Below are 25,458 nucleotides of genomic sequence, written 5' to 3'. Positions count from 1 at the left end.
TGATCGTTTCTTGATGAGATGGTCATCATCGTTCCCCTTGCCCGGAGCGCAGGAATGCTGGATGAGCGGCTCGCTGGCGCGAATCGGCACGCGTGGAACAAGTGGCTCAAGGCTGCCGCAGTCGTGGCCATCGGCATATCGGGCTTCGGGCTGTGGCTGGCGGAGCTGGTGATACCCCGTGAGCCGGCAGGCGAAGTCGGCCGTTCCGCCCCCGAAATGCCGAGCAACGCTGCAATCCTGGGCTTGGACGCGCTCTCGGAGGCCGAGCCGTCAATCAATGCAGACCCGCGCGAACGCTTTAAGCAGACCTTGGGTGAGTATGTGCGCGAGGTTGAGCCGCTCATCCACAGCCCGGCCTTTGCCAGCTGGGATGCGGTCGCCCAGCGCGATCTGACGGCTATGAAGGCCGCCGCCCTGCAGGCCTTCAGCGAGGGAAACCACGCCGACGCCCTCTCACTGCTCACCACCGCGCTTAAAAAGGCACGCACCGCACTGGAGCGACGCGAGGCGGCGTTCACCACCGCGCTTGCGGCTGCGGACGCCAGCCTTGAGCAGGACGACTATGATGCCGCCAGCCTGCATATCACCGACGCCCTGCGCATCAGACCGCAGTCGCCCGATGCCCTGCGCCTGCAGGCCAAGATCGAGGCATTACCAGAAGTGCTGGTCCACGTAGAAGCCGCGCGGATAGCCAGGCTGGAAAACAATACCCAGGCTGAGCTGCAAGCGCTGGAGGAAGTCGTCAAGCGAGATCCCTCCCGGCCGGCCATCCGTCAGCGTCTGGCCAGCCTGAGGGCAACGATTCAAGATGACCGCTACAGCCGTCATATTGCCCGCGGGTTTGCCGCCCTGGAAAAGAACGATCTTGGCAGTGCCCAGGAGTATCTCAGCCATGCGCGCCAGCTCTTTCCTGATCGGTCCGAAACCGCCCTGCTGGCCAAACAGGTGCGTGAGCTCGATCATGGGTTGCAGGTCGAAGGTCTGCTCCACCAGGCTCGCTCTGCCGAGCAGGCGGACGACTGGTCTTCGGCGCTTGATGCCTATCGGCAGGTCGAGGCGATCCGGCCCGGACACGCACCGGCCATCCAGGGCCGTCAGACTGCCGAGCGCCTCCTCGCCCTGCTCGGTGCCATCACGGCTCAGCTCGATGCCCCGCACCGGCTGACGTTGCCAAGCGTTGCCGCCCAGGCCCGAGAGCTGATCGCCCACGGCAGGGAAGCCGGACAGGCCAGCCCGCAATTGGCCGCCCGGGCTGCCGAACTCCAGCACACGCTTGAGCGCTACTCCAGACAGGTTCCGGTTCGGATCGTCTCCGACGGCAAGACAAAAATATCGGTCAGGGGAGTCGGTCGGGTCGGCGCGGTCGTCTCGAAGCTCATTCACCTCAAGCCTGGTGCGTACCGCTTCGAGGGCAGTCGGAGCGGATACAAATCGGAGATCGTACAGGTTCGGGTCCCACCGGACGCATTTGACGTTCAGGTTGAGATTGTTTGCGATGAACCGATTTGAGCAACGCATTAAAAGCGCCCGACACTACCAACGCAGCCGCTACGGGACCATCGCAATTGCGCTGGTGGGCGGCGTGCTGGTTGTCGCACTGACTGTCGTCTTCATGACCGGAACCTCGGTCAAGATCGCACCCGCGGACGCGGCCCAGACCGGCTCCGTCAGCGCTGAGGCCGGCATTGCAGTCGCCGTCTCGGGCGTGGTGTATGCCCTAAGCTCACAGCCCGTGGTTGCCGTGAGCGCGCCCGGCTTTCAAACCGCCAGCCGCCAGATTCAGCCCCACGAACGGGGCGGTGTGATCAGCGTCACGCTTCAGGAGTTACCCGGCCACTTATATGCACGGTGCACGGTGATGACCACCTCGTCAGGAAGCGATCATCGTGTACCGTGTTCAACCAGCCCGGCGGGTGAGACCACCCGCTGGTCGCTGAACGACGACCGGCTGGCCACAGGCGCCGAGTTCGAGCGCGAACTCCTGCCGGGCGAATACCGGCTTGGCGTCAATCATCCCTATTACCAGACCGTTGAACAGCGGATTACCATTGGCCGGGGCGAACGGCTTGAACTCGACATTCCGCTCCAGCAGGTGGAGGGCGAGGTCTTCATTCAGTCTCTTCCGACCGGCGCCTCGGTCAGCCTCAACGGCGTGGCGGCCGGAACAACGCCGCTGCGCACCCGTCTGGCCGGCGGCACGCATCGGCTCGATGTGGCACTCGACGGCTATGCACGGGTTTCCGAAAGCCTGGAGCTGACCAACGACGTGGCCCTGGTCGAGCGCTCCTACCGTCTTCGGCGGCCAACCGCGACCCTGGCCTTTGAGGTGAGTCCGCCGAACGGGAGCCTGCTGGTCAACGGCAAACGGGTTAACCCCGCTCAGAACCATAGCGTGGCGGCCAATACCCAGGTCAATGTCACCTATCTCAGCCCAGGCTATACCAGCCTGAGCCGTAAGCTGGTCGCTCCAGCCCAGCAAACCACCCGCGTGCGACTGCACTTGCAGCCCGAGTTCGGCCGGGTAGAGGTGCGGGCTCGGCCCCAGGCCCGCGTGTTCATCGACGGCGCGGAACACGGCGCGACGCCGCTAAGCCTGAGTCTGGCGACCAAACCCCAAACGATTTCCCTCAGGCGCCCGGGCCACCGGACGATTGACAAACAGATTACGCCGTCGCCCGCCCATACAACGGTGATAGACGAAAGCCTGGCTACCGAGTTTGCGGCGCGTCTGGCAGAAGCGCCCAAGCGGTATGCCAACGCTGCCGGTGTGGAACTGATCTTATTTCATCCAACCCGTTTCACCATGGGCGCGCCACGTCACCAGAAGGGCCAGCGGGCCAACGAGTTTGAGCGGCAGGTGACCCTCAGGAAACCGTTCTATTCGGGCAAATACGAAATCACCAACGCCCAGTTTCAGAAATTCAAGCCCGACCACCGCGGCACGGCCGAGTTGCCCGTGACCGCTATTGGCTGGCTGGATGCGGCGATGTTCTGCAACTGGCTGAGCCGCCAGGAAGATTTGCCGCCGTTTTACCGCATCAGGAACGGCGAACTGGTCGGCCTTGACACGACCTCGGACGGCTACCGGCTGCTGACGGAGGCCGAATGGGAGTGGCTGGCGCGCCGGGCGGGACGCAAGGCCGAGACCGTTTTCCCGTGGGGCGACGAAGCCGTCCTGCCGCCCCGGACCGGGAATGTTGCGGATGAGAGCACCCAGGGCAGCACACGGTTCTACGTCCCGAATTACACCGACGGACACGCCGGTTTGGCTCCGGTCGGGAGTTTTCCGGCTGAGTTGTCCGGACTCCACGATCTGACCGGCAACGTCAGCGAATGGGTCCATGACTATTATGCGATTGTGGCCGACCCGACGGCTGCCGGCACGGTCGATCCGCTCGGCCCGGCTTCCGGCCAGTCGCACGTCATCAAAGGCTCAAGTTGGCGCTCGGGCTCTCTGACCCCCCTGCGCGCGGCGTATAGAGACGGCCTGCGCGAGGGGCGCGACGATGTTGGGTTCAGAATAGCCAGATACCTGTACGCCGATGAGGAAAACGCGACAGGCGCACGCTAATAATCGTCCGATGAGGAAAAGAGCATTGTTCACTGTGAAGAACCGCATGGAGAGCCGTCGGCTTATCATCATCCTGGTCGTAGCCGGCCTGATCGGCGCCGGCCTGCTGGCGGTTGCCGTTGCCCAGTCGGGCCGAGCCTCGTTCAGTCTGAATGCTCCGGCCTCATTCCCGGTGGATATCTGATTATGACGAAAACCCTGTCGAACATTATCGCCCTGGTGGTGTCTGTGGTGGCCGTGCATATCACCTATATCGGCTACATCCGGCCACAGGCGTCGCTGGTGCTCGAAGCGTCCAGACAGGCCGGCCAGTCGGCTCCCCGCCATCTCGTCGTCATCCTCAAGGATTACGAGCAAGAAATTTGTCTGATCCTGATGCTGTGGGGGATGTTTCTCATTCTCGGCAAATGCCTTGCCATTCTGCGCGAGCAGTACCTGTTTTCCGTTGACCTGCTCGAAGAACCCGCCCAAGAACCCGAAGAGGCGGCCGAGGGTGAGGCGGCCGAAGACTCCCCGGGCGAATTCCACGGCTTGAGCAGCGCCCTGAAAACGCTCGAAACTCTGCCCCCCGATATCCGCGAAACGCCGCTGGTCAAGACCCTCATGACGAGCCTGCGCCGCTTCCTGATCACCCAGGATGTCCAGAACACGTCTGACGCCATCGAGTCCAGCGTTGAGGCCCTGGCGCTCAAACAGGATGCCGAGAATTCCATGATCCGCTATCTCATCTGGGCCATCCCGTCGATCGGATTCATCGGCACCGTGCGGGGCATCGGCCAGGCCCTGTCTCAGGCCGATCAGGCGCTTGCCGGTGATATCGCCGGGATGACCGAGAGCCTGGGCATTGCGTTCAATTCCACCTTGGTCGCGCTGCTGATCAGCATCGCCCTGATGTTCATGCTGCATCAGCTCCAACGGCTGCAAGATAATCTGGTTGTCGATACGCAGGACTACTGCGAGGCGTTCCTGCTTAATCGCATCAGCAAAGGTGGTGATGATGCCCACCCGGTCAAGCTGGAATCATCACCATCTTTGTCGGTAGGTCGAAACTGAAACGACGACGTGTCACACCCGGGCTCAATATCGCCTTCCTGGACATCATGTCCTGTGGGTTGGGCGCGATTGTGCTCGTGTTCATGCTGGTCAAGGATAACCCGGAGAGAGCCGAGCCCGAGACCGCGCTGCTGCAGGCCGACCTGAGCCGCCTCGAACAACTCCACCAGGAACTCCGCAGCGGTATCCAGGCGCTCAGCGACCAGAGCCGGGCGGCTGACAGCCGCCTGCAGTCCGTCTCCCAGGAGCTGTCGCGTCTGCAGGACGAGGCGAACAAAACCCGCGACGCGGCAGACGCCAAGCGACAGCGGCTGGCGGCGCTCGAAGAGACGATTACCCAAACGAATATCACCACCCAATCGGATGTCATCGAAATTCCCAAGGCGGGCCAGGAAACCTACCTGATCGGTCTCAAGGTCGAAGGCCAGAAGATCGGTCTGCTCATTGATGTCAGCGCCTCGATGACCGATGAGACCCTGCTGGCGGTCATTCGCCGCAAAAATTCTTCGGACCTGGACAAAAAAGCCGGCCCCAAATGGCGCCGCACCAAGGAAATCGTCAGCTGGCTGCTGGCCCGCCTGCCCGACCGCTCGCAAGTGAGCGTCGTGACCTATAATGAGAAGGCCGGGCATTTGGGCGGACAGCAGTGGAAACCGAGTCGTGACCCGAGTAGTCTGGAGGGCATTCTGCGCGATCTTGAGGCGGTTGTTCCCTCGGGTCCGACCAATCTCCAGGCCGGCCTCAAAGCCATCTATGCGATGAGCCCCACCCACCTGTACCTTGTCACCGATGGCCTGCCCACGCAGGGCAGTTCGGGCTACAGCAGCCTCAACCCGTTTGCCGCCTGTAGCGCGCTGTGGGGCCGGTCCAGCAACATCTCCGGCGCATGTCGGGCCAAACTCTTCCGACATACGATTCAGGACACCTGGCAGACCGACCGCCTGCCGGTCAACGTCATCCTGCTGCCGATTGAGGGCGACCCCGGGGCGGCGTTCGAGTACTGGCAGTGGGCGGCCCTGTCGGGCGGCCTGCTCATCACGCCTGCGGAGACCTGGCCATGAAGCCCCAGCGTCGGACCTTTGATATTTTCAGCCTGTCGTTTCTGGACGTGGTGTCGTGCGGCTTCGGCGCGGTGATCCTGCTGGTCCTGATTTCGGATTTTTCAGAAGCAGTTACGCCCCAGCTCCAAGCCCGGACGGAGGCCCTGTTGCGGGCTATTCTGGGTGCCGAGGCCGAGGCTGACGACCTGCGGGCCGATCTCTCCGACCGGCAGGCCGAGGCGGCGGCGCGTGCCGCCGCGCTGGCAAGATTGCGGGCGGCTGCCGAGGCGGCACGCGGGAGCGTCAGGACGAGCAAAGACGAAAACCGTGTCCTGGACAAAAATCTGGCCGGGCTGACGCTGGTCGAACAATCCGTCAAACGCGCCGCCGTTCAACAGGATACGACTCAGGAAAGCGACGAGGAGGTGGGCGGCATTCCGGTCGACAGCGACTACGTCGTCTTTATTGTTGATACGTCGGGAAGCATGCAGCAAATCTGGGGGCGGGTGACGCGGGAGCTTGAGAATGTCATGACCATTCATCCCAAGATCACCGGATTCCAGATTCTGAACGACAACGGGGCGCATCTGATCTCTGGCTATGCCGGACGCTGGATTCCTGATACCCCGAGGCGCCGTCAGAACGTCATCCGGCTGTTCAGAACCTGGAACAGCACCTCAAACAGCAGCCCTGTCGAAGGACTCCACGTTGCCTTGCGGCGCTACGCCCGGCCGAACATCAAGCTGTCCATCTACATTTTCGGCGACGATTACACCGGTGGTTCCTACGACCCGGTCATTGAGGCCCTCCACCGACTCAATACCGACGCCGCCACCGGCAAACGCCTGGCCAAGGTCCACGCGGTCGGCTTTGTGTCTCCCCACACCCAGGGCCATTTTCCCATCCTGATGCGCGAGCTGACTCGCCAGAACGGCGGCACCTTCGTCGCCCTGCCGGTGCAGTAAGCCCCCATGCCCCGTATTTTGACAATATCGAACAGCGTCTTCTGCCCGCGTTGGCGGAAACCATAGGGGAATATATTGCAGACTTGCGAAGGAACAGCACGATGTTCGTTCGGAATCAAAAGAAGACTGGAAGGACAGAAACGCAATCTTTCAAAGTTCAGAAATCCAAGCCTATCATCGACCGGATAGACAGAGTCCTGGCGCCTCACTACGGCTTCACAGACGAAGAACTGGACTTCATCATCAACTACGACATCAAATACCGCATGGGCCTGGACAATCTGGACCGTGATGAGGAGTGATGCTACGCCATCCGAAGCGATAAAGCTGGAATTTACCAAGCATGCGGCTCACGTAATGGCAGAACGAGCGGTCTCAGTAGAGTGGGTCAAGCGAGCGGTAGCCAAGCCGGCACTGCGCGAGCCCGACCCGAACGACCCCGAGGTAGAGCGTTTTTTTGTCCCGTCCCGGAGCGGGACGACCGAGTGCTGCGTGTAGCTGTCAACACCCGCGTTTCGCCTTGGCGGGTAGTAAGCGTATTCTTTGATCGCAACATGAAAGGAGAATTATGAAACTCCACGTCGATAAGGAAGCCGACGCCCTTTACCTGCGTCTCGACGATTCCTCCATCGTCGAGTCCAAAGAGGTCTCGCCGGGTGTAGTACTCGATTACAACGAGGCGAACGAAGTGGTGGGTGTAGAAATGCTCCATCTCTCAAAACGCTCCCCCAATCTGAATCTCTCCGCCCTGGAATTTGAGACGGCGTAACCACTGAGGAGGTGGACTTTATCATCAACTCCGACATGAAATACCACATAGGTCGAGAGAGTTTGGAAGGAGAGGCTATCGGAGGAGAAAAGCCATGGGTCAGATCACACTAACCTGCCGAACGAACAATACTGAAATTCGCTGAACACGCGGTTCATACAATGGCGGAACTGAAATGCGAAGGCGCGTAGTGCAATGCCCATAGTACTGAGAGAAGGGCCATACCGTTTCTTCTTCTATTCGAGTGACCGTGATGAGCCCCAACACGTACACGTTACACACGATAATCGAGTAGCAAAGTTCTGGCTGGACCCGGTGAGATTACAGAGGAGCGGCGGACTGAGACGGTCGGAGATACACCGGATTCAACAGATAGTTGAGAAACATCACAGATTACTTATGGAGGCTTGGAATGATTACTTCGACGATTGAGGTCCGAGTCCCGGAAGCGAAAGAAGTGAGGGTTACGGAGGACACGCTCAGGGCTGAGCTCTCGGATGGGCGCACCATCTCTGTACCCCTGGCCTGGTATCCAAGGCTCGTCCACGCCACTCGGGAGGAGAGGGACAACTGGGAGCTAATAGGCGAGGGCCAGGGAATCAGATGGCCCGACTTGGACGAAGATCTCAGTGTCGAGGGACTCATTGCGGGGCGTCCGTCTGGAGAAAGCCAGCGCTCCTTCAAGCGATGGCTCGAAGCGAAACAAGCGGGCCGCAATGTCGCGCTGTACGACTTGATGGATGCCGACCGGAGCGTTGACGGCGAATAATCCATGCGACGCCCTGGAATTCGAGACAGCGGAACCACCAAATCACTGTTCCTGCCCGCACGCTGAGGACGAAACCGGATGGGAACGATTGAAGATCAGACACTACGAACTGAAAGCCCCGGACGCTCCGGCAGCATTGCGGCGTTGTGCTGAGATGGGAAGCGCATCTGCGGTCACATTACAGGGTGGCCTCGGCATACTCGATAAAAGGCTGCTTGGCTTCTTCTGCTCCGTGCGCTGTCCGGGCGACGTGATCCTCAAGACCTACGATCTTGCGCGAGCGCTGCGCGAAACCGACGTAACGATTGTCGGCGGTTTTCAATCGCCGATGGAGAAAGAGTGTTTGGACCTGCTATTGAGAGGTTCGGCGTCGGTTGTGGTCTGCCCGGCGCGGGGACTCGACGCCCTGGGGCGGGTCTCGACGCTCGACCAAAAGCACCCCCTTTTCAAGTTCCAAAACCGTAATGACCGATAAGAATAGGCTTGCCGCCGAGACGCTGTCGGCCCACGCCAGGACGTTATGATCGACTCTGGGCGACTTCGCTTTTCTCAATTCGGTAATGACATTGGTGTCGAGCAAATACATCAGGATAAGTCTGCCGTTCTCCCCATTTCGTCGTCCAGACGGGGCGGCTCAAAATCAATATCCGTAGCTTCCGGCATGGCCAGTAACTCAACAATGCTTTCTTCCGTTTTGGTGATCTTGAGATAGTCCTCAATCGTCAGCAAGACATGCGCTGTCCGGCCACGGTCGGTGATAAAAACCGGTCCCATCGCGGCGTCCCGCTTGGCTTTACTCACGTCTTGATTAAACTCCCGGCTGGTCAGGGTTGTGACCCTCATAGGCTGAACCTCCGTTTCTGTGTCCGATTGTAGGTAAATTACTACAAGTCACAACCCGCAACGGTCAAATCCTTGGAAGGGAGGGCTGAGCTATGCTCCATTCGGATCAGAACGGACTCAACCGGCTTGGCCGAGGGCTTGCCTCTTTCCGCCGGTGAAGTCGTTGACGCCGGCTGAGCAGCTTTGTAGGCTGCACAGGTGGCATCCCGACGACCCCCCTCAGCGTCTCGGCGGGGGAACTCGCGGCCAGGCGGCCCGGGTTCTTCCGCTTCTCATTCTCAGCCGTCCGGTACAAAACCGGGCCACGGCAACAAAGGCAATCGTGATAACAGAAGAGGTCAGAAGGAGAACACGATTGCCTCTGAAAGGAAGAACTCATCGTTCCAGGCGCAACCTCTCCGAAAAAAGTTTCGGGACGAGGCTCGACCCAGGTCCGGCTCGGGCGATAACGCACCTCGACACGAACAGCCCGGCCGCCCGGCATCAGCCGCCCGCCGCCCGCCCTGCCCGCATTACCCGGACTGCTATGGCTGTCCGTTTATCGGCATCCCCTACGAGCAGCAGCTGGACAAAAAACAGGCCCAGGTCGCGGCGGCGTTTGCCGACTATGCGTCTCTGCGGTCGGTCACCATTCCCGCTCCGGTGGCGTCCGTTCATCGCTTTGGCTATCGCGCCCGGGTCAAGCTGGCCGTGCAACGCATCAAAGGCAAGCCGGTCATCGGGCTGTATCGCCCAGAGTCGCACCGGGTCATCGACGCCTCGGTTTGCCCGGTCCATCCACGGCCGGTCAACGCGTTGGTCCAGACCCTGAAACAGCTGATTGAGCAACTCGGCATCACGCCGTATGACGAGCGGCACGATATCGGCCAGCTGCGCTATCTCGACATTCGGTACAGCTTCTGGCAGCGACGCCTCCTCCTCACCCTGGTCACCCGTCATATGGATTTTCCGCAGGTTCGGGATCTCACCCGTGAGCTTCGCCGACTCTGTCCACAGCTGATCGGAGTGGTGCAGAATATTAACGACACCCCCGGTCGCGAGGGGAACAGTATTTGGGGACAACGCTTCCATCCGCTGCGCGGACGCGACTCGCTCCTCGAGCGGATGGGCCATCTGCAGCTGCACTCCCCGGCCGATGCGTTTACCCAGATCAATCCACCGGTCGCCCACCTGCTGTACCAGACGGTCGTGGACTGGGCCGAGCTGAGCAAGGAGCGCATTGCGCTCGATCTGTACTGCGGGATCGGGCCGATTGCCCTGTATCTGGCCGGCCAAGCCAGTCTCGTGGTTGGAATTGACGATAATACGCGGGCGATCCGGGTGGCCAAAGAAAATGCGCGCCGCAACGGCTATCACAACACTCGCTTCTTCGCCGGCGATGCGGCTCGTCAACTCAGACAGACGGCCAGCCAGCTGGCTCGGATCGACTGCATTGTCGTCAATCCTCCCCGCGCGGGCTTGAGTTCCCACGCCTTTGCCGCACTCGAGGCGGTAGCTGCGCCGCGTCTGGTCTATGTCTCGTGTGAGCCGCTGAGCCTCGCCCGTGACCTCGACCACCTCGGACAGGCCGGCTATCGGGTGGTCAAGGTCCAGCCTTTTGACATGTTCCCCCAAACCGACAAGGTGGAAACGCTGGTCCTGATTGATCGGACAGGCCGGACAGGATGATGACCGCTCTCTGCCCCAGATGGCATCATCGACCACTGTGGAGACGGATGCATGAGCCGGATGAACGCTGAGGGCCGTCCCACCAACAAGAGATCGTCGTTTCCCTGGTACGCTGCCGCCGCCTGGGAGCGGATTCCCCATCTCATTCATGGCTTTTCCGGTCGGCTATCCGATCAGGCCGCAGCCCTGTCCGTCCTGTCCGCTACCGAGCTGCCGCTCCACACGCTCACCCAGGTCCACGGCAACGCGCTCCGGGTTGTCGGCCCGGACACTTCCGTTGAGGAACGACCCCAGGCGGACGGCATGCTGAGCGCCGCAGCCGGTCGGCTGCTAGGTATTGTCACTGCGGACTGTGTGCCTGTCCTGATGGTTGCGCCCCGGCAGCGCATCGTTGCCGCCCTGCACGCCGGCTGGCGGGGAACGGCCAAAGACATCTGTGGGCGCGCCATCCAGGCGCTGAAAACAGACTGGGGTGTGTCTCCCGCCGACCTGTTGATCGCCTTGGGTCCGTCCATTGGCGGCTGCTGCTACGAGGTCGGTCGCGACATCGGAGAAAACCTGAGCCGACAGGTGGGGACACGCGGCCGGCTGGCCTGGCGACAAGAAGGAAACGTATCAACATCTCAGCATGTATCGGATGATACGTTTCCTCCTTCGACCGGCAAAGGCAATCGTAATACCAAAAGCGCCCACAAGGAGACCACGATTGCCTGTGGTGACACCGGCTTTCTGGATTTACGTCTGGTCAACCGCCTGCGGTGTGAACAGCTGGGCGTTCTCCCCCAACACATACAACACGTCGGGCCGTGTACGTTTTGTTCAGGAGCGGCACTGTCCTCGTATCGGAGAGACGGAAGTCGCGCCGGCCGTCAGCTGAGCGTCATCGGCTGGGACAGGGAATGACCATGGCCACCGCTCACCGGGCAGATGGCCCCGTTTCCTTTTGCGCCTGCACGCCTGCTCAGGGTCCTGGTGGGCGGTATTGGTGAGACGAAACCGTTATGCGTATTGGTGTCATCGGCGCGGGTGGATGGGGGACGGCGCTGGCGGCCTTGCTGGTACGCGCCGGCCATACGGTATGCCTGTGGGCACGCAAACCTGAGCGGTGCGCCGAACTGCAAAAGACCGGCGAGAATACCCGCTATTTGCCCGGCATCCGGCTTCCCGCAGAGCTGACCTATAGCGCGTCTCTGGCTGCTGTGGCTGGCGAAAAAGAGTTACTGGTCCTGGCCGTTCCGTCCCAGGCCATGCGGGCCGTGGTGTCCGAGCTGGTCCCGTTCACAACTGCGTCCGCCTCGGTCGCTCCGCTCCTCGTCAGCGCCAGCAAAGGGGTCGAGGAAAACACCCTGCTGACGATGAGCGGGGTGCTCCGAGAGGTGTTGGGACCCGAGGTGCAGACCCGGCTGGCCATCCTGTCCGGTCCCAGCTTTGCGGTCGATGTGGTGCGTGGCTTGCCGACTGCGGTCACTGTTGCCGCCACAACCCAAGCCCTGGCCCGGAAAGTCCAGCAGGTCTTTGCCACCGCCCAGTTCCGCGTCTACACCACGACCGATGTGACCGGGGTGGAGATTGGCGGGGCGGCCAAGAATGTCATTGCCCTGGCGGCCGGGGTCAGCGACGGCCTGGGCTATGGCCAGAGCGCCCGCGCCGCGCTCATTACCAGAGGATTGGTCGAGATGACGCGCCTGGCCGACCGTCTGGGCGGCCTGCCCCAGACCCTATCGGGCCTGTCGGGCCTGGGAGACGCCGTTCTCACCTGTACCAGCACCCTGAGTCGCAATTACCGGGTCGGGGTGCGTCTCGGCAAGGGCGAGTCGGTCGGAGATATTCTGCACAGCATGTCCAGCGTGGCCGAGGGCGTCCCAAGCAGTCGTTCCCTCTTTGCCCTGGCCCAGCGCTACGGGGTTGAAATGCCGATCATCGAGCAGATCCACACTCTCCTGTACCGTAACAAACCCGCCCGTGAGGTGGTCGCTGCCCTGCTCGCACGCGAGGTCAAACCCGAGTTCGGCAACCGAAATTGACATATCCGGCCCGAAAAGGTAAACGATGATGACTACCTACCTCATCAGGAAGAGATCGTCGTTTGTCTTTCATGGTGGGATAACAGCCCTGCCGGTTGAATTAGACATATACGGATGAAGGTCAATGAAAAGAACCTACCAACCCAGCAATGTCCGCCGCAAGCGCACACACGGCTTTCTGAGCCGGATGAGCACGCCGGCTGGTCGCGCCGTCATACGCAGGCGCCGCAGCAAGGGACGCAAACGTCTGAGTGTCCAAATCCCCCCCAAACAGGCGCGACGCTAGACACTGGCCGGTATACGTTTCCCAAAGCGGTTCGTATCCTGGTCCGCCGTGAGTTCCTAGTCCTGCAGCGTAAGGGTCGGCGCCGGCACACTCCGCACTTCGTGGTGATCACGCGACCGAGACACACCGGCTGCTCCCGTCTGGGGATTACAGCCACCCGCCGTTTTGGCAATGCGGTGATGCGAAACCGGATAAAAAGACAGCTGCGCGAATTTTTTCGCCGTCACCGGGCCGACCTTGCTCCCAGCCAGGATATCCTGATCATTCCCAAGTCGGGAGCCGGACGGCTGTCTTTCCACCACATCAGCCGAGAGCTTGGCCGGGCGCTGTCTCTTGCTGAGAAAACCCGCCTCGGCGTACACCAGGAATAGCCAATGACGTATCCCGTCGTATTCCGCCCGCCCACTCTTCCAGCCCGGATTCTTCGGATAAGGTAGCGACGACACTATGGATAAAAGGAGTCTGCTCGCAATCGTCCTGTCTCTGATCATCCTGATTGGCTATCAGGAGTTTATCGGCTATCTGTATCCGACCCCGCCTCCGCGCCAGGCGCCCTCCGTCCCGTCCGAGCAGGTCGTCTCCTCCCCCGTCCCGCCTCCGCCCGCCCCCGTGCCTGAAGCCGCCCCCCGGACGAGTCCTGAGGTTTCGTCCGTCGCCCCGCCCCAAGAGCAGGAAATCACGGTCGAAAATGCTGTCTACCGCGCTGTATTGAGTTCGCGTGGGGCGCGCTTGAAGAGCCTGATCCTCAAAGACTACCCCGGAGACGCGGGTGAACACAGTCCGCCGCGTGAAATGGTCCGTCAGGGTCCTGGAGATGCCGCTCCGCTCGAGGTGCGCCTGGAGGGCAACGGCACGCCTCTGGATGATACAGAGGTGATGTACACGGTTGAGGGCGGCAACATCGAGTTTGCCGGGAGCTTTCAAGACCAGGCGACGCTGAGCTTTCACGGCAGCCTGTCCGACGGGACGCCGATTACCAAAGCGTTCACCTTTGCTGCGGACAGCTACGGCATACAGCTGGCCGTTCGGGTCAGGCAAGCCCCGCCGGACATCTCGGCTCTGTCTCTGGTGTGGATTGAGGCCCTCGATCCGACCCAGACCGATGATTTCTACACCACCTACGGTCCGGTGGCGCTGGTGGGCCGTAAGTTCGTCTATGAGGGCGCGTCGGGCTTGGATGAGCCGGAAAACCTCGGACCGGGCCAGATCCGCTGGGCCGGCTTCACCGATTCCTACTTTCTGGCCGCCATGATGCCTCCACCCGGGGATAATTACCGCTCGACGTTCAGGCTGGTGAATAATACGGCGCGGACCAGCCTGATCCTGCCCTGGACTGGGGAGAGCGTCACCTACACCCTGTATGTCGGTCCCAAAGAAACGCAGGCGCTCAACGCTGTTGATCCGGTCTTCGACCGGGCGATTGATTTTGGCTGGTTCCATTTCATCGCCCGTCCGCTCATCTCCCTGCTGCGCCTGTCGCACAGCCTGACCGGCAATTACGGGCTTGACATCATTCTGCTGACCGTCCTGGTCAAACTCCTCTTTTTTCCCCTCAGCAATAAGAGCTTTCAGTCCATGGCGGCCATGAAAAAGCTGCAACCCCAGATGGAGCGGCTCCGGGAGCGGTATAAGGACGACCGTCAGAAGCTCAACCAGGAGACGATGGAGCTGTACAAGCGCAACAAGGTGAATCCCCTGGGCGGCTGTCTGCCCATGCTGGTCCAGTTTCCGGTCTTCATCGGCCTGTACCAGGGCTTGCTGTACGCCATTGAGCTGCGTCAGGCGCCGTTTTTCGGCTGGATCAGCGACCTGTCCAGCCCCGACCGACTCGGCAGCCTGGCGATTCCCTTTGTCGATCCTCCTGGCCTGCCCATCCTGACCCTGTTCATGGGCGGATCGATGCTGCTGCAGCAGTGGATGATGCCCATGACAACCGGAGATCCGATCCAGCAGAAAATGATGATGCTGATGCCGGTGATCTTCACCGTGATGTTTGTTAATTTTCCTTCTGGACTGGTGCTGTATTGGTTGGTGAATAATGTGCTGAGTATCACCCAGCAGTACTGGTATAATGCTCAGCACGCCTCGTCGTAGGGATGCAGTCCCTACCTGGGAAAGGAAGAAGCCGGTATGAATGCGGTAGAAGCTGAAGGACGGACGGTTGAGGAAGCCGTTGCCGTTGCGCTCAGGCAGCTCGGCGTGGAGCGGGAGCAGGCCGAGATTGAGGTGATGTCACAGTCGACCAAGGGCTTTCTCGGTATTGGTGGCAGACGGGCTCGAGTCCGGGCCAGCCTGCGCAGCCCGGCCGAGGTCGCGCCCAAGCCGGCGCCCGCCTCTGGCGGCCGGCGCCAGAAGCCCCGACAAGAGCCCCGGCAAGAGCCCCGGCAAGAACCCCGACAAGAGCCCCGAAAGGAGGCTCGGGAAGAACCCCGGCAAGAGCCCCGAGCCGCCCGCCGACAAGATTCCCGACAAGACGACCCCTATGTCCCGTCAGGTCGCACGGTGACCGCCCCTCCCCAGGCTGTGCGAGAGGCGAACCACGACCTCGCTCCAACTGCGGCTCCATCGCCCGAGCTGGTCGAACGCGCCAGCCAGTTGCTCCAGGAGATCCTGGCCCAGATGGGCATGCAGACGGACGTGTCGTCCACCGTCCAGGACAGCGAAGTGGTGCTCAGCTTCGAGGATGCCACCGACGGGCTGCTGATCGGACGCAAGGGGCAGACGCTCGACGCCCTGGAGTACCTGGTGAATCGCATTATCGCCAGAAATGATGACAACGAGACCCATCTGTTGCTCGATGCGGCCGGCTACCGCGACCGGCGCCGCCAGAACTTGGAGAGTCTGGCCATGCGCCTGGGTGAGCGGGCCAAGCGGCGCCGCCGGCCGGTTACCCTGAGTCCGCTCAATCCGCGCGACCGGCGTATCATCCATCTGGTGCTGGAGGACGATCCGCTGGTGACCACGAAAAGCCTGGGCCGGGGCTATCTGCGGCGGCTCAGCATCGTGCCGGAAGAGGCGGCGCGCCGCGGCCGAGCCGGATCGCGCGCGTCGGTTGAGTAAAGTGAGTGTACGAACACGATACGATAGCGGCAATTGCCACGCCGGCCGGTTCGGGGGGCGTGGCCATTGTCCGTATCAGCGGTGAGCGGGCTGAACCTGTTGTCCGGGCGGTGTTTCAGCCCGACCAGCCCTGGGCACACCTCCACTCCCACCACCTGTATGTGGGGCGGGTGACCGATCCACTGACAGGCCAGACCCTTGACCAGGCGCTGCTGGCGCTGATGCGTGCTCCTCACAGCTATACCGGCGAGGATGTGGCCGAAATCCAGTGCCACGGCGGCAGTTTTCTGGCCCGGCGAATTCTGGAAACCGTGCTCAAGCACGGGGCGCGGCTGGCCCTGCCGGGCGAGTTCACCCGGCGCGCCTTTCTGAACGGTCGGCTCGACCTGTCGCAGGCCGAGGCGGTCCTTGACCTGATCCAGGCCAAGAGTGCGGGCGGCCTCCGGCTGGCCTGGGAACAGGTGTCGGGCCGTCTGTCCGAGCAGTGCGGACGGCTGCGTGAGCAGCTGCTCGGTCTGACCGCGCATATCGAGGCCTTCCTCGATTTCCCGGACGAGGATATTCCGGCTCGCACCCAGGCCGAGATCGGTCGCGACCTGTCCGGGCTGATTGAAGCGGTCGGCCGCCTCCACGCCAGCTTCGCCCAGGGCAAGGTCTATCGAGACGGACTGCGGACGGTCATCGTCGGCAAGCCGAACGTCGGCAAGTCGAGTCTGTTGAACGCCCTGACCGGAACCGACCGGGCGATTGTCACCCCGGTGCCGGGTACGACGCGCGACACGCTGGAGGAAACAGTCACTATTGGTGACATTCCTTTGGTCGTCTGGGATACCGCCGGCCTGCGCGCCAGCCGCGACGAGGTGGAGCGGCGGGGCATTGAGCGCACCCGGGCCGGGATTGAGCAGGCCGAGCTGGTGCTGGCCGTGTTTGACGCCAGCCGTGCCTTCGACGCCGAAGACAAAACTGTTTGTGAATACATCGACGGCAAACAGGTGGTTCCCATTCTCAATAAAATCGACCTGTCGGCCCAGACGACTCCTGACGAGCTTGAGGCCCGGCTGAGGGTCGGCCCGCCAGTCGCCATCTCGGCCCAAAACGGGACCGGCCTTGCAGGTCTGGCCGACCGCATCACCGGCCTGGTCTTCGGCGCTGGTCCGGCCGGGCAGAACGGTCCGGCCCGGCCCGCCGAGCCGGCTGAGAACGGAGGTGGCCTGCTCGTCACCCGCCTCCGCCACCGGGACGCGTTGATAAAAGCCGAGCAGTGTCTGACAAGCGCGCGTGACAGCCTTCGCAGCGGCCTGCCGCTCGACCTCGTGGCGGTGGACCTGCGGGCGGCGCTGGATCATATTGGGGAAATCACCGGTCAGGTGAGTAGTGAGGATATCCTGGACCGCATCTTTGGTGAATTCTGTATCGGAAAGTAGCGCGGAAACACCCTGAACGAGGAGTTCCCATGGACTATGACGTTATCGTTGTTGGGGCTGGTCACGCCGGTATTGAGGCGGCCCTGGCTACCGCCCGTTCAGGCGCAAAAACGCTGATGTTGACGCTCAACCTCGACCACGTTGGGCACATGTCGTGTAATCCCGCCATTGGCGGCATCGGCAAGAGCCATCTGGTTCGCGAGATTGACGCGCTGGGCGGCGAAATGGCCCGGGCTATTGACGAGACAGGCATACAGTTCCGGGTGCTCAACACGCGCAAAGGTCCGGCGGTCAGGGCGACTCGCGCCCAGGCCGATAAGGCGCTCTACCGTCAACGCATGAAACGACGGGTAGAAACCACGCCGTCGCTCACCCTGCGGCAGGGCAGTGCCGAACGTCTGCTCGTGGAAGACCATCAGGTCCGGGGCATAGAGACCCAAATCGGCGAGATTTTTTTGGCGCCCAAGGTCATTCTCACCACCGGCACCTTTCTCAAGGGCCTGATTCATGTGGGACTCAAACACTACGCCGCCGGCCGGGCGGGGGATTTTTCGGTCGAGGGGCTGAGCGGCCACCTCGCCACGCTCGGCTTTCAGCTCGGTCGCCTGAAAACCGGCACCTGTCCGCGACTCGACAGCCGGACGATTGATTACAGCCGGCTCGAACCCCAGTACGGGGACGAACCGCCGCCGCCGCTGTCGTTTTCGAGCGATACTATTCGCCAGAGTCAGCTGGCGTGCCATCTGACCTATACCAATCGGCAGACCCACGCGGCCATTCGCGCCGGCCTCGACCGCTCACCGATGTACGCGGGCGCCATTCAGGGCCGCGGGCCGCGTTATTGCCCGTCTATTGAAGACAAGATTGTCCGTTTTCAGGACAAACCGCGCCACCAGATTTTTCTTGAACCCGAGGGGCGGGATACCGTCGAGGTGTATCCCAACGGGCTGTCTACCAGCCTGCCTCTCGACGTGCAGCTGCAAATGGTCCGCTCCATAGTCGGCCTGGAAGAGGCGGAAATCATGCGGCCCGGCTATGCGATTGAGTATGATTATGCCGACCCCACCCAACTCTTTCCGAGTTTGGAGACCAAACTGACGGCCGGCCTGTATTTTGCTGGTCAGATCAACGGCACGACCGGCTACGAAGAGGCCGCAGCCCAGGGTCTGATGGCCGGTATCAACGCGGTTTTGAGCCTGCGGGGTGAAGACCCGCTTATTTTGGGCCGAGATCAGGCCTATATCGGGGTTTTGATAGACGACTTGGTGACCAAAGGGGTAGGCGGCGAGCCATATCGCATGTTTACCTCACGAGCCGAGCATCGTCTGTTGCTGCGTGAGGATAATGCCGACCTCAGGCTGCGCGAGTACGGGCAGCGGTTGGGTCTTGTTGACGCCGCCGCTGCCCAGCACACCCAAGACAAGAAAGCCGCCATTGCCGCCGAAATCCAGCGTCATGACCAGACGATGGTCGCACCGACCGCCGAGACCAACGCCACCTTGACCGAGCTTGGCACCGCTCCACTCAAAAATCCGGTCTCGCTGGCCCAACTGTTGCGCCGGCCCCAACTGTCCTACGCCGTGCTGGCCACTCTGGTTCCCCCTCCGCAGGCGTATGCCCGTGAGGTTGGCGCCGAGGTAGAGATTGCGGTCAAATACGCCGGCTATATTCGTCGCCAGGAGGAGGGAGTCGCCCGGCTGCACCACCTCGAACACACCCGGATTCCAGCCAACCTGAACTATACCGGTGTGAGTGGGCTGTCGGTCGAAATCCAGGAAAAGCTGAGCGCGCTACGCCCCCGTTCGCTGGGTCAGGCGGCTCGCATCCCGGGCGTGACCCCTGCGGCCGTGTCGCTGTTGGCTATTCATCTGAAAAAGGGCAGCCTGCAGGCTCACACGGCCTGACTCGGAACAAAGAGGCAACGTGTCGTCCGTCCGTATGAGTAAAGTTGACACGTTGCCTCTTTCCGGCGCAATTACGCTGCCTGCACGGTAAAGGTGAACGCTGATGGCTGCTTCTCATCAAGACGCCATCGCTCATGTGCTGGGCCAAGGAGCTGCCCGCCTGGCCGTGCCCCTGGCTCACACAACGCTCGACAGCGTGTGTGTCTACCTCGACGAGCTTCAGCGCTGGAGTCGTATCGTCAACCTGGTGTCTGTTCCCGACCCCCAGACCGTCATCCGTAAACATGTAGTGGATTGCTTCGCCCTGGCCTCCCAGCTCTCTTTCGAGGGACGCCTGGTCGATCTGGGCAGCGGAGCCGGCTTTCCGGGCCTGATCCTGGCCATGCTTGACCCCGAGCGTCCGATCGATCTGATTGAAGCCCGCCGGAAACGGGCGCATTTCCTCAAAGCGGTGGTCAGGCGGCTGGAGCTGCGAAATGTGGCGGTGTATGAGGGCCGAGCCGAAGCTCTCGTGCAACAGGAACGGTTTCGGGCCGCATATCGGGTTGCGGTATCGCGGGCGACCTGGAATCTGGCGCGGTTTTTGTCCGTCGCCCAGGGATTTGTTGAGCCCGACGGCTGGGCGATTGCGATGAAAGGCCCGGGTGTCGGAGACGAGTTGCGTCACCTCCCGGCTCAGGCGGGTCCGTTTGTCCTGTACTCCCGCTACGACTACACCCTGCCGTTCGGCACCGAGAGGCGGACCCTGCTCACCTTTGCCGGACAATGTTTCACGTGACACACCGAGCCCCGATCCATTACTTCGACCGGATCTGGAGCCGGCATATCGGCCATGTTTAACGTGAAACAAAGCAGAGCCGAAAATGTTTTACGTGAAACATTTTCCAGCTCAAGTGCTATTTTTTGTGGGGAAGCTATGCTAGGAAACCCGCAGTGGGAAGGGTTATCTGTATAGCCAACCGGAAGGGTGGGGTGGGGAAGACGACAACCGCGATCAATCTTGCCGCCTGCCTCGGTGTTGTCAAAGCGCCAACCTTATTGGTCGACTGCGATCCTCAGGCCAATGCCACGAGCGGTCTTGGGGTGCGCATTGAACAAGACAGCGCGACCCTGTACGAGGTGCTGTTGGGGGAGTGCCCGCTCCAGGACGCCCTCGCCAAAACCACAATCGAGCATCTTGATGTCCTGCCCGCCACGCATGATTTGATCGGCGTGGAAGTTGAGCTGCTGAATATCGACAACCGCGAGTACGTGCTGCACGGCCTGCTGCGTCGTCTGGCCCAGTATGAGTATATCCTGCTCGACTGCCCGCCGTCCCTGGGTCTGCTGACGGTCAACGCCCTGACCGCCGCCGATAGTGTCCTGATTCCGCTCCAGTGCGAGTACTACGCCCTTGAGGGGCTACGCTCGCTGTTGGAGACGATTGATCTGCTGCGCGCCCGTCTCAATCCTGACCTGGTAATTGAGGGCCTGCTGCTGACCATGTTTGACCAGAGAAATCGCCTGTCCCGACAGGTCGAGGAAGAGGTTCGGCAATTTTTTCCCGATCAGGTCTTTCATACCGTTATCCCGCGCAATGTGCGGCTCGGCGAGAGCCCGAGTCATGGCTTGCCCATTATCCTGTACGATCCGTCATGCCGGGGTGCACAGAGCTATGTGGCCTTGGCCCAGGAAATCCGCACACGGACGTCGACGCCCGTCGTCGCCCAGGCTGCTTCTGAGGAAAAGGCGAACGCTGATGAATCTCTGTCCGAGAAGAACCCAGCGTTCGCCTGTGTGGAAACGACACGGGGAGGAATAGATGAGTGAAGTAGCGGTCAACACTGGTGCGAGTCCCAAGTCAGTCCCAAAACGTCGCGGCCTCGGCCGCGGGCTGGGCGCGCTGATACCCGAAGGCGTGTCCATGGCGCCGCCGGCCGCCGAACGGCGCGTGCATGTGTCCGAAATCCGCCCCAACCCACGTCAGCCTCGGCGCTATTTTGACGAGCAGCGGATTGCCGAGTTGGCCGACTCCATTCGTCAGCAGGGCGTGTTACAGCCGCTGGTAGTGCGCAAAGCCGACTCCGGCTACGAGTTGATTGTCGGCGAGCGTCGCTTCCGCGCGGCGCAGCGGGCCGGCCTTGAGCGTGTGCCGGTCATCGTCAAGGAGGTCAGCGACGCCGAGAGCCTGGAGATGGCCCTGGTGGAGAACATTCAGCGCGAAGAACTCACCCCGATTGAGGAGGCGCTGGCCTACCGTCAGCTGATGGACGAGTTTCAGCTGACCCAGGAGGATGTGGCCAAACGGGTCGGCAAGAGTCGGCCGGTCATCGCCAATCTGCTGCGGGTGCTGAATTTACCCGAGGAAATCAAGGAAGACGTGGACCGCGGCAATCTTTCGGTCGGCCATGCCCGCTCCCTGCTGGCCCTGGAAACGCCCGACAGGCAGATTGAGCTGGCCCGTCAGATCATCCGCCAGGGCTTATCGGTCCGGGAAACAGAGACCCTGGTCGCCCGCTCTTTGGAGGGCATCGAACAGACAGCGGCTCACGACCGGCCGCCCGGCCCGGAAAAAATGGCCGACCAGGCGCATATTTACTTAAAGGCAGTTGAAGAGGAACTAATGCGTCAGCTGGGCACCAAGGTCCGCCTGCATCCCCGAAAAAAGGGCGGTAAGATTGAGATTGAGTACTATTCCAACCAGGAGCTTGACGGTCTGCTGGCCCGCCTGAGAGGCGCAAATCACAAGCCGCTTGTCTGATCTCCCCCGAGACGCCCTAGCCCTAATGCGGAATTCCCTCTATATTACACGCCGACTTCGTTCGGACACAGGAGGCTCCGGGTCGTGCTAGCATTTCCTCCAGATTGGACCTTCTTCTGCCAGATTGTTCTGTTTCTCGTTCTGTGGGCTGTTTTGCGCCGCGTGCTGTTTGAGCCCAACCTGGTCCTGTTGGCCAACCGGGAACACAACAGCGCCGGGGCGCTCCAGGAGGCGACCCAGATCAAGGCCGACGCCGAGGTCAAGGGCCAGGAGTATCGCACCCAGCTGGCCGAAGCGCGCTCGGGCGCCATGCAGGAGGTTGACGCCGTCTACCGTGAGGCCCAGGAGCAGTCGCGGGAGCTGATCGAACAGGCCCGCGAAGAGTCCAGTCAGACGCTTGCCCAGCTGCGGCAGAGCCTCGAACGTGAGATTGCCGAGGCGCGCCACGACCTTGAACAACGCATTCCTGACTTTTCCAACGAGATTGCGGCGCGTCTGCTGGGAAGGTCTCTGACGTAACCATGCGCAAATATGTAGCCAAGACGGTCTGGAAGGTGAACGCTGATCTCTTCTTGATGAGATGGCCCTCATCGTTCACCTTTCTCCTCGCCGTCCTCTTTCCGTTGCTGCTGACGACCGCTGTCTGGGCGGCCGGAGAGGGCGCAGGCGATGAGCACCACGGGGTGACTGGAGATCAGCTGCTCGGTCTCCTCTTTTTTACCATTAATTTTGTTCTGTTCGTCCTGGTCCTGCGAAAATTCGCGCTGCCGTTTGTCAAAGAAGCGCTCCGTAAGCGCAAGGAGACGATTGTTCAGGCGCTCAACGAGGCAAAGCTGGCCCAGGCCGAGGCCGAGCAGGTCCGTCGCGAGTACGAAGAGAAGCTCGCCGGCTTGGAGGCCGAGCAGCAAGCCCTGCGCAGCCAAGCCCTGGAATCCGCCCAACGCGAGAAAGAGCGCATTCTGGAAGAGGCCGGCCGTATGGCCGAGCGTGCCCGACTCGAGGCGCAACAGATAGCTGAGCGGGAGGTGGAACAGGCCAGACGAACCTTGCGTGAGGATGTCGCCGAGCAGGCGGTGGCCATCGCCACCGAGCTGATTCGCGCCCAGCTGCGTCCCGATGACCAGCGCCGTCTGGTCAACGAGCTTGTTGATAAGGTGGGTGATGATGACCTCAGCCGAGCAGAATGAGATCATCACCCACCTGCATGAGGTAAGCGATGCCAGCAGCCGCCAGACGATACGCCAAAGCCCTGCTCAGCCTGGCCCAGGAGGCGGGCCAGGAGGAAGCGATAGGAGCCGAACTCACCCACATCGCCGGGGTACTGGCCGAGCCAAGCCTGGCCCGTACCCTGGCCCTGCCGACCCTGTCGCCCAGAACACGGAGTGATATTGTCGAGAGCCTGATCGGTGCCGCCGCACCCCAGGCGCTGGTGGCCAATTTCCTGCGTGTCCTGGCCGCGAACGACCGTCTGAATGTCGTGGCCGATATTGAAAGCAGCTATCACAGCCTGCTGGAGAAACTGCTGGGCCGGGTAAGGGTGCGGGTGACATCGGCGGCCGAGCTGTCCGAGGACGAACTGCAAGCCATTGTTGACGCCTTCAGCCATAAGACGAACAAGACCGTCATCCCCGTCGTTGAGCATGATCCTGGACTATTGGGTGGGGTGACCGTCGAAATTGAGGGTCAAGTCTACGACGCGAGCCTCAAGTCCCAGCTCCAACGCATCGCTCAGGCGCTGGCCGAGCGGTTGTAGAGGCCACGCGGGGACGCATCAGCAGACGTTTGGCAGACGTGTGAAGGGAAACGAGAAACGCAACATGAAGAGGGTGTAATGGAACTGCGTGCGGCTGAGATCAGCGAAATTATCAAGCAACAGATTCAGGGTTATGACGCCCAGGTCGAGCTGCGCGAGACGGGAACCGTCCTGTCGGCCAGCGATGGCATCGCGCGGATTCACGGCCTGGATCAGGTCGCGTCCGGCGAATTGCTCCAGTTCCCGGACGACATGTTCGGGCTGGCCCTGAACCTTGAGGAGGACAACGTCGGGGCTGCCGTGTTTGGCGAGGTCCAGGCTATCAAGGAGGGCGACGAGGTGCGCCGCACCGGGCGTATCGCCGAGGTGCCGGTGGGCGACGCCATGCTGGGTCGGGTGGTGAATGCCCTCGGTCAGCCCATCGACGGCAAAGGACCCATCACCAGCGCCGAGTCGCGACGGATTGAGGTCAAAGCCCCGGGCATCGTGCTGCGCCAGCCGGTCAAAGAGCCGGTCCAGACCGGTCTGAAGGCTATTGACTCCATGATCCCGATCGGTCGCGGCCAGCGCGAACTCATCATCGGCGACCGCCAGACCGGCAAAACCGCTATTGTCATTGATACGATCATCAACCAGAAGGGCGGCGACATGCAGTGTATCTATGTCGCAATCGGACAAAAGCAGTCCACCGTTGCCCAGGTGGTCGAGCGGCTGACCCGGGCCGGCGCGCTGGAATACACGACCATCGTGGTCGCCAGTGCTTCGGACGCCGCCCCCTTGCAGTTCATCGCCCCGTATGCCGGGTGTGCGATAGGCGAATACTTCCGCGATAACAGCAAGCACGCGCTCGTTATTTACGACGATTTATCCAAGCACGCGGTGGCCTATCGCCAACTGTCTCTGCTGTTGCGGCGTCCACCCGGCCGTGAGGCCTTCCCGGGTGATGTGTTCTACCTGCACTCGCGTCTGCTCGAGCGGGCGGCCAAGATGAGCGAAGCCGAAGGCGGCGGGTCGTTGACCGCCCTGCCGATTATCGAAACCCAGGCCGGGGACGTATCGGCCTATATTCCGACCAACGTGATTTCGATTACCGACGGTCAGATTTTTCTCGAAACCGACCTGTTCAACTCGGGTATTCGCCCGGCGGTCAACGTTGGGATCTCGGTCTCTCGGGTCGGCGGTTCGGCCCAGATCAGAGCCATGCGTCAAGTCGCCGGCTCATTGCGGCTCGACCTGGCCCAGTATCGGGAGATGGCTGCCTTTGCCCAGTTCGGCTCCGACCTCGATGCCGCCACCCAAAGGATGCTGTCCCGCGGCACGCGCCTCGTCGAGGTCCTCAAGCAGGGTCAGTACGAGCCGCTACCGGTCGAAAACCAGGTGGTCATGATTTACGCTGGCACAAACGGTTTTCTGGACCAGCTGCCGGAGTCGGCGCTGAAAAAATACGAGACTGAGCTGCTCCGGTTTGTGGAGACCAGCCATCCCGACCTCTTGCCGGATCTGCGCAGCAAGCGTGAATTGACGGACGACATCAAGGAGCGCCTCGAGGCGGCCCTGCGGGAGTTCAACGACACTTTCACGGCGTAACG

At 61.5% G+C, this 25,458-nt stretch carries 29 protein-coding genes; 28 read left to right on the top strand and 1 reads right to left on the bottom strand.

Features of this window, described 5'->3' with window-relative positions:
• The first annotated feature begins 54 nt into the window (after positions 1 to 54).
• From J4F42_02545 to J4F42_02490, 12 genes are all read left to right on the top strand, one after another.
• Positions 55 to 1,509, top strand: coding sequence for a hypothetical protein (locus tag J4F42_02545; GenBank protein ID MCE2484367.1), 1,455 nt, complete (start codon positions 55 to 57; stop codon positions 1,507 to 1,509).
• Complete coding sequence (locus tag J4F42_02540; GenBank protein ID MCE2484366.1) at positions 1,496 to 3,571, top strand: SUMF1/EgtB/PvdO family nonheme iron enzyme; 2,076 nt, start codon at positions 1,496 to 1,498, stop codon at positions 3,569 to 3,571. Before J4F42_02545 ends, J4F42_02540 begins: the two co-directional genes overlap by 14 nt.
• A gap of 25 nt (positions 3,572 to 3,596) precedes the next feature.
• Positions 3,597 to 3,755 carry a hypothetical protein gene (locus J4F42_02535; protein ID MCE2484365.1) on the top strand — a complete coding sequence of 53 codons (159 nt, stop codon included), beginning with the start codon at positions 3,597 to 3,599 and terminating at the stop codon, positions 3,753 to 3,755.
• Positions 3,756 to 3,757: 2 nt separating this feature from the next.
• Positions 3,758 to 4,624, top strand: a complete 867-nt coding sequence (locus J4F42_02530; GenBank protein MCE2484364.1) for a MotA/TolQ/ExbB proton channel family protein — start codon at positions 3,758 to 3,760, stop codon at positions 4,622 to 4,624.
• A 47-nt stretch (positions 4,625 to 4,671) separates the two neighbouring features.
• Positions 4,672 to 5,685 (top strand): VWA domain-containing protein, encoded by a 1,014-nt coding sequence (locus J4F42_02525; GenBank protein ID MCE2484363.1) that lies wholly within the window; start codon positions 4,672 to 4,674, stop codon positions 5,683 to 5,685.
• Positions 5,682 to 6,629 (top strand): VWA domain-containing protein, encoded by a 948-nt coding sequence (locus J4F42_02520; GenBank protein ID MCE2484362.1) that lies wholly within the window; start codon positions 5,682 to 5,684, stop codon positions 6,627 to 6,629. Before J4F42_02525 ends, J4F42_02520 begins: the two co-directional genes overlap by 4 nt.
• 101 nt (positions 6,630 to 6,730) lie before the next feature.
• A complete protein-coding gene (locus J4F42_02515) occupies positions 6,731 to 6,931 on the top strand; it encodes a hypothetical protein (GenBank protein MCE2484361.1) in 201 nt (66 codons plus the stop codon).
• A gap of 55 nt (positions 6,932 to 6,986) precedes the next feature.
• Positions 6,987 to 7,127, top strand: coding sequence for a hypothetical protein (locus J4F42_02510; protein ID MCE2484360.1), 141 nt, complete (start codon positions 6,987 to 6,989; stop codon positions 7,125 to 7,127).
• Positions 7,128 to 7,197: 70 nt separating this feature from the next.
• On the top strand, positions 7,198 to 7,398 hold the full coding sequence (locus J4F42_02505; protein ID MCE2484359.1) for a DUF2283 domain-containing protein: 201 nt from the start codon (positions 7,198 to 7,200) through the stop codon (positions 7,396 to 7,398).
• Between the two features lie 195 nt (positions 7,399 to 7,593).
• Positions 7,594 to 7,830: a DUF4160 domain-containing protein gene (locus J4F42_02500; protein ID MCE2484358.1), complete on the top strand. Its 237-nt coding sequence runs from the start codon at positions 7,594 to 7,596 to the stop codon at positions 7,828 to 7,830.
• On the top strand, positions 7,811 to 8,167 hold the full coding sequence (locus J4F42_02495) for a DUF2442 domain-containing protein (GenBank protein ID MCE2484357.1): 357 nt from the start codon (positions 7,811 to 7,813) through the stop codon (positions 8,165 to 8,167). Before J4F42_02500 ends, J4F42_02495 begins: the two co-directional genes overlap by 20 nt.
• Positions 8,139 to 8,642, top strand: a complete 504-nt coding sequence (locus J4F42_02490; protein ID MCE2484356.1) for a hypothetical protein — start codon at positions 8,139 to 8,141, stop codon at positions 8,640 to 8,642. The genes J4F42_02495 and J4F42_02490 overlap by 29 nt, the downstream gene beginning before the upstream one ends.
• Positions 8,643 to 8,752: 110 nt before the next feature.
• Here J4F42_02490 and J4F42_02485 read toward each other — a convergent pair whose 3' ends face one another.
• The gene (locus J4F42_02485; GenBank protein MCE2484355.1) at positions 8,753 to 9,010 is read right to left on the bottom strand and encodes a type II toxin-antitoxin system Phd/YefM family antitoxin; all 258 of its coding nucleotides are present in this window, start codon (positions 9,008 to 9,010) and stop codon (positions 8,753 to 8,755) included.
• A gap of 198 nt (positions 9,011 to 9,208) precedes the next feature.
• Here J4F42_02485 and rlmD point away from each other — a divergent pair, with 198 nt between their 5' ends.
• From rlmD to atpA, 16 genes are all read left to right on the top strand, one after another.
• Positions 9,209 to 10,678 carry a 23S rRNA (uracil(1939)-C(5))-methyltransferase RlmD gene (gene rlmD / locus J4F42_02480; protein ID MCE2484354.1) on the top strand — a complete coding sequence of 490 codons (1,470 nt, stop codon included), beginning with the start codon at positions 9,209 to 9,211 and terminating at the stop codon, positions 10,676 to 10,678.
• A 51-nt stretch (positions 10,679 to 10,729) separates the two neighbouring features.
• Positions 10,730 to 11,581 carry a polyphenol oxidase family protein gene (locus J4F42_02475; GenBank protein ID MCE2484353.1) on the top strand — a complete coding sequence of 284 codons (852 nt, stop codon included), beginning with the start codon at positions 10,730 to 10,732 and terminating at the stop codon, positions 11,579 to 11,581.
• Between the two features lie 98 nt (positions 11,582 to 11,679).
• Positions 11,680 to 12,702, top strand: a complete 1,023-nt coding sequence (locus tag J4F42_02470; GenBank protein MCE2484352.1) for an NAD(P)-dependent glycerol-3-phosphate dehydrogenase — start codon at positions 11,680 to 11,682, stop codon at positions 12,700 to 12,702.
• Positions 12,703 to 12,826: 124 nt separating this feature from the next.
• On the top strand, positions 12,827 to 12,988 hold the full coding sequence (gene rpmH, locus J4F42_02465; GenBank protein MCE2484351.1) for a 50S ribosomal protein L34: 162 nt from the start codon (positions 12,827 to 12,829) through the stop codon (positions 12,986 to 12,988).
• A 35-nt stretch (positions 12,989 to 13,023) separates the two neighbouring features.
• Positions 13,024 to 13,359 (top strand): ribonuclease P protein component, encoded by a 336-nt coding sequence (rnpA, locus tag J4F42_02460; GenBank protein ID MCE2484350.1) that lies wholly within the window; start codon positions 13,024 to 13,026, stop codon positions 13,357 to 13,359.
• Between the two features lie 76 nt (positions 13,360 to 13,435).
• Positions 13,436 to 15,082: a membrane protein insertase YidC gene (gene yidC, locus J4F42_02455; GenBank protein MCE2484349.1), complete on the top strand. Its 1,647-nt coding sequence runs from the start codon at positions 13,436 to 13,438 to the stop codon at positions 15,080 to 15,082.
• 36 nt (positions 15,083 to 15,118) lie between these two features.
• Positions 15,119 to 16,048: a Jag N-terminal domain-containing protein gene (locus J4F42_02450; protein MCE2484348.1), complete on the top strand. Its 930-nt coding sequence runs from the start codon at positions 15,119 to 15,121 to the stop codon at positions 16,046 to 16,048.
• Positions 16,049 to 16,053: 5 nt separating this feature from the next.
• Positions 16,054 to 17,472, top strand: coding sequence for a tRNA uridine-5-carboxymethylaminomethyl(34) synthesis GTPase MnmE (gene mnmE / locus J4F42_02445; protein MCE2484347.1), 1,419 nt, complete (start codon positions 16,054 to 16,056; stop codon positions 17,470 to 17,472).
• 29 nt (positions 17,473 to 17,501) lie between these two features.
• Positions 17,502 to 19,376 (top strand): tRNA uridine-5-carboxymethylaminomethyl(34) synthesis enzyme MnmG, encoded by a 1,875-nt coding sequence (gene mnmG / locus J4F42_02440; GenBank protein MCE2484346.1) that lies wholly within the window; start codon positions 17,502 to 17,504, stop codon positions 19,374 to 19,376.
• A 103-nt stretch (positions 19,377 to 19,479) separates the two neighbouring features.
• On the top strand, positions 19,480 to 20,154 hold the full coding sequence (gene rsmG, locus J4F42_02435) for a 16S rRNA (guanine(527)-N(7))-methyltransferase RsmG (protein MCE2484345.1): 675 nt from the start codon (positions 19,480 to 19,482) through the stop codon (positions 20,152 to 20,154).
• A 155-nt stretch (positions 20,155 to 20,309) separates the two neighbouring features.
• A complete protein-coding gene (locus J4F42_02430; protein ID MCE2484344.1) occupies positions 20,310 to 21,185 on the top strand; it encodes a ParA family protein in 876 nt (291 codons plus the stop codon).
• Entirely contained in the window at positions 21,178 to 22,116 is a 939-nt protein-coding gene (locus J4F42_02425) for a ParB/RepB/Spo0J family partition protein (protein MCE2484343.1), read from the top strand. The genes J4F42_02430 and J4F42_02425 overlap by 8 nt, the downstream gene beginning before the upstream one ends.
• An 84-nt stretch (positions 22,117 to 22,200) precedes the next feature.
• Positions 22,201 to 22,635: an ATP synthase F0 subunit B gene (locus J4F42_02420; GenBank protein MCE2484342.1), complete on the top strand. Its 435-nt coding sequence runs from the start codon at positions 22,201 to 22,203 to the stop codon at positions 22,633 to 22,635.
• 56 nt (positions 22,636 to 22,691) lie between these two features.
• Positions 22,692 to 23,303, top strand: a complete 612-nt coding sequence (gene atpF / locus J4F42_02415; GenBank protein MCE2484341.1) for a F0F1 ATP synthase subunit B — start codon at positions 22,692 to 22,694, stop codon at positions 23,301 to 23,303.
• A 29-nt stretch (positions 23,304 to 23,332) separates the two neighbouring features.
• Positions 23,333 to 23,869: an ATP synthase F1 subunit delta gene (gene atpH / locus J4F42_02410; GenBank protein ID MCE2484340.1), complete on the top strand. Its 537-nt coding sequence runs from the start codon at positions 23,333 to 23,335 to the stop codon at positions 23,867 to 23,869.
• Positions 23,870 to 23,947: 78 nt separating this feature from the next.
• Positions 23,948 to 25,456, top strand: coding sequence for a F0F1 ATP synthase subunit alpha (gene atpA, locus J4F42_02405; protein ID MCE2484339.1), 1,509 nt, complete (start codon positions 23,948 to 23,950; stop codon positions 25,454 to 25,456).
• The last annotated feature ends 2 nt before the right edge of the window (positions 25,457 to 25,458 follow it).

Source organism: Desulfurellaceae bacterium (genome assembly GCA_021296095.1).
GTDB lineage: Bacteria > Desulfobacterota > Binatia > Bin18 > Bin18 > JAAXHF01.
Note: the sequence above shows the minus strand (reverse complement) of the source record. Positions and strands in the feature narration are given on the sequence as shown.

Coding starts and splice junctions, on each gene's coding strand:
- J4F42_02545 (MCE2484367.1), top strand. CDS start 55: ATGCTGGATGAGCGGCTCGCTGGCGCGAATCGGCACGCGTGGAACAAG.
- atpF (MCE2484341.1), top strand. CDS start 22,692: ATGAGATGGCCCTCATCGTTCACCTTTCTCCTCGCCGTCCTCTTTCCG.
- J4F42_02475 (MCE2484353.1), top strand. CDS start 10,730: ATGAGCCGGATGAACGCTGAGGGCCGTCCCACCAACAAGAGATCGTCG.
- atpA (MCE2484339.1), top strand. CDS start 23,948: ATGGAACTGCGTGCGGCTGAGATCAGCGAAATTATCAAGCAACAGATT.
- J4F42_02530 (MCE2484364.1), top strand. CDS start 3,758: ATGACGAAAACCCTGTCGAACATTATCGCCCTGGTGGTGTCTGTGGTG.
- J4F42_02500 (MCE2484358.1), top strand. CDS start 7,594: ATGCCCATAGTACTGAGAGAAGGGCCATACCGTTTCTTCTTCTATTCG.
- yidC (MCE2484349.1), top strand. CDS start 13,436: ATGGATAAAAGGAGTCTGCTCGCAATCGTCCTGTCTCTGATCATCCTG.
- atpH (MCE2484340.1), top strand. CDS start 23,333: ATGCCAGCAGCCGCCAGACGATACGCCAAAGCCCTGCTCAGCCTGGCC.
- J4F42_02470 (MCE2484352.1), top strand. CDS start 11,680: ATGCGTATTGGTGTCATCGGCGCGGGTGGATGGGGGACGGCGCTGGCG.
- J4F42_02515 (MCE2484361.1), top strand. CDS start 6,731: ATGTTCGTTCGGAATCAAAAGAAGACTGGAAGGACAGAAACGCAATCT.
- J4F42_02525 (MCE2484363.1), top strand. CDS start 4,672: ATGTCCTGTGGGTTGGGCGCGATTGTGCTCGTGTTCATGCTGGTCAAG.
- J4F42_02490 (MCE2484356.1), top strand. CDS start 8,139: ATGCCGACCGGAGCGTTGACGGCGAATAATCCATGCGACGCCCTGGAA.
- J4F42_02425 (MCE2484343.1), top strand. CDS start 21,178: ATGAGTGAAGTAGCGGTCAACACTGGTGCGAGTCCCAAGTCAGTCCCA.
- mnmG (MCE2484346.1), top strand. CDS start 17,502: ATGGACTATGACGTTATCGTTGTTGGGGCTGGTCACGCCGGTATTGAG.
- J4F42_02485 (MCE2484355.1), bottom strand. CDS start 9,010: ATGAGGGTCACAACCCTGACCAGCCGGGAGTTTAATCAAGACGTGAGT.
- rsmG (MCE2484345.1), top strand. CDS start 19,480: ATGGCTGCTTCTCATCAAGACGCCATCGCTCATGTGCTGGGCCAAGGA.
- J4F42_02520 (MCE2484362.1), top strand. CDS start 5,682: ATGAAGCCCCAGCGTCGGACCTTTGATATTTTCAGCCTGTCGTTTCTG.
- J4F42_02540 (MCE2484366.1), top strand. CDS start 1,496: ATGAACCGATTTGAGCAACGCATTAAAAGCGCCCGACACTACCAACGC.
- J4F42_02450 (MCE2484348.1), top strand. CDS start 15,119: ATGAATGCGGTAGAAGCTGAAGGACGGACGGTTGAGGAAGCCGTTGCC.
- J4F42_02495 (MCE2484357.1), top strand. CDS start 7,811: ATGATTACTTCGACGATTGAGGTCCGAGTCCCGGAAGCGAAAGAAGTG.
- J4F42_02510 (MCE2484360.1), top strand. CDS start 6,987: ATGGCAGAACGAGCGGTCTCAGTAGAGTGGGTCAAGCGAGCGGTAGCC.
- J4F42_02505 (MCE2484359.1), top strand. CDS start 7,198: ATGAAACTCCACGTCGATAAGGAAGCCGACGCCCTTTACCTGCGTCTC.
- rpmH (MCE2484351.1), top strand. CDS start 12,827: ATGAAAAGAACCTACCAACCCAGCAATGTCCGCCGCAAGCGCACACAC.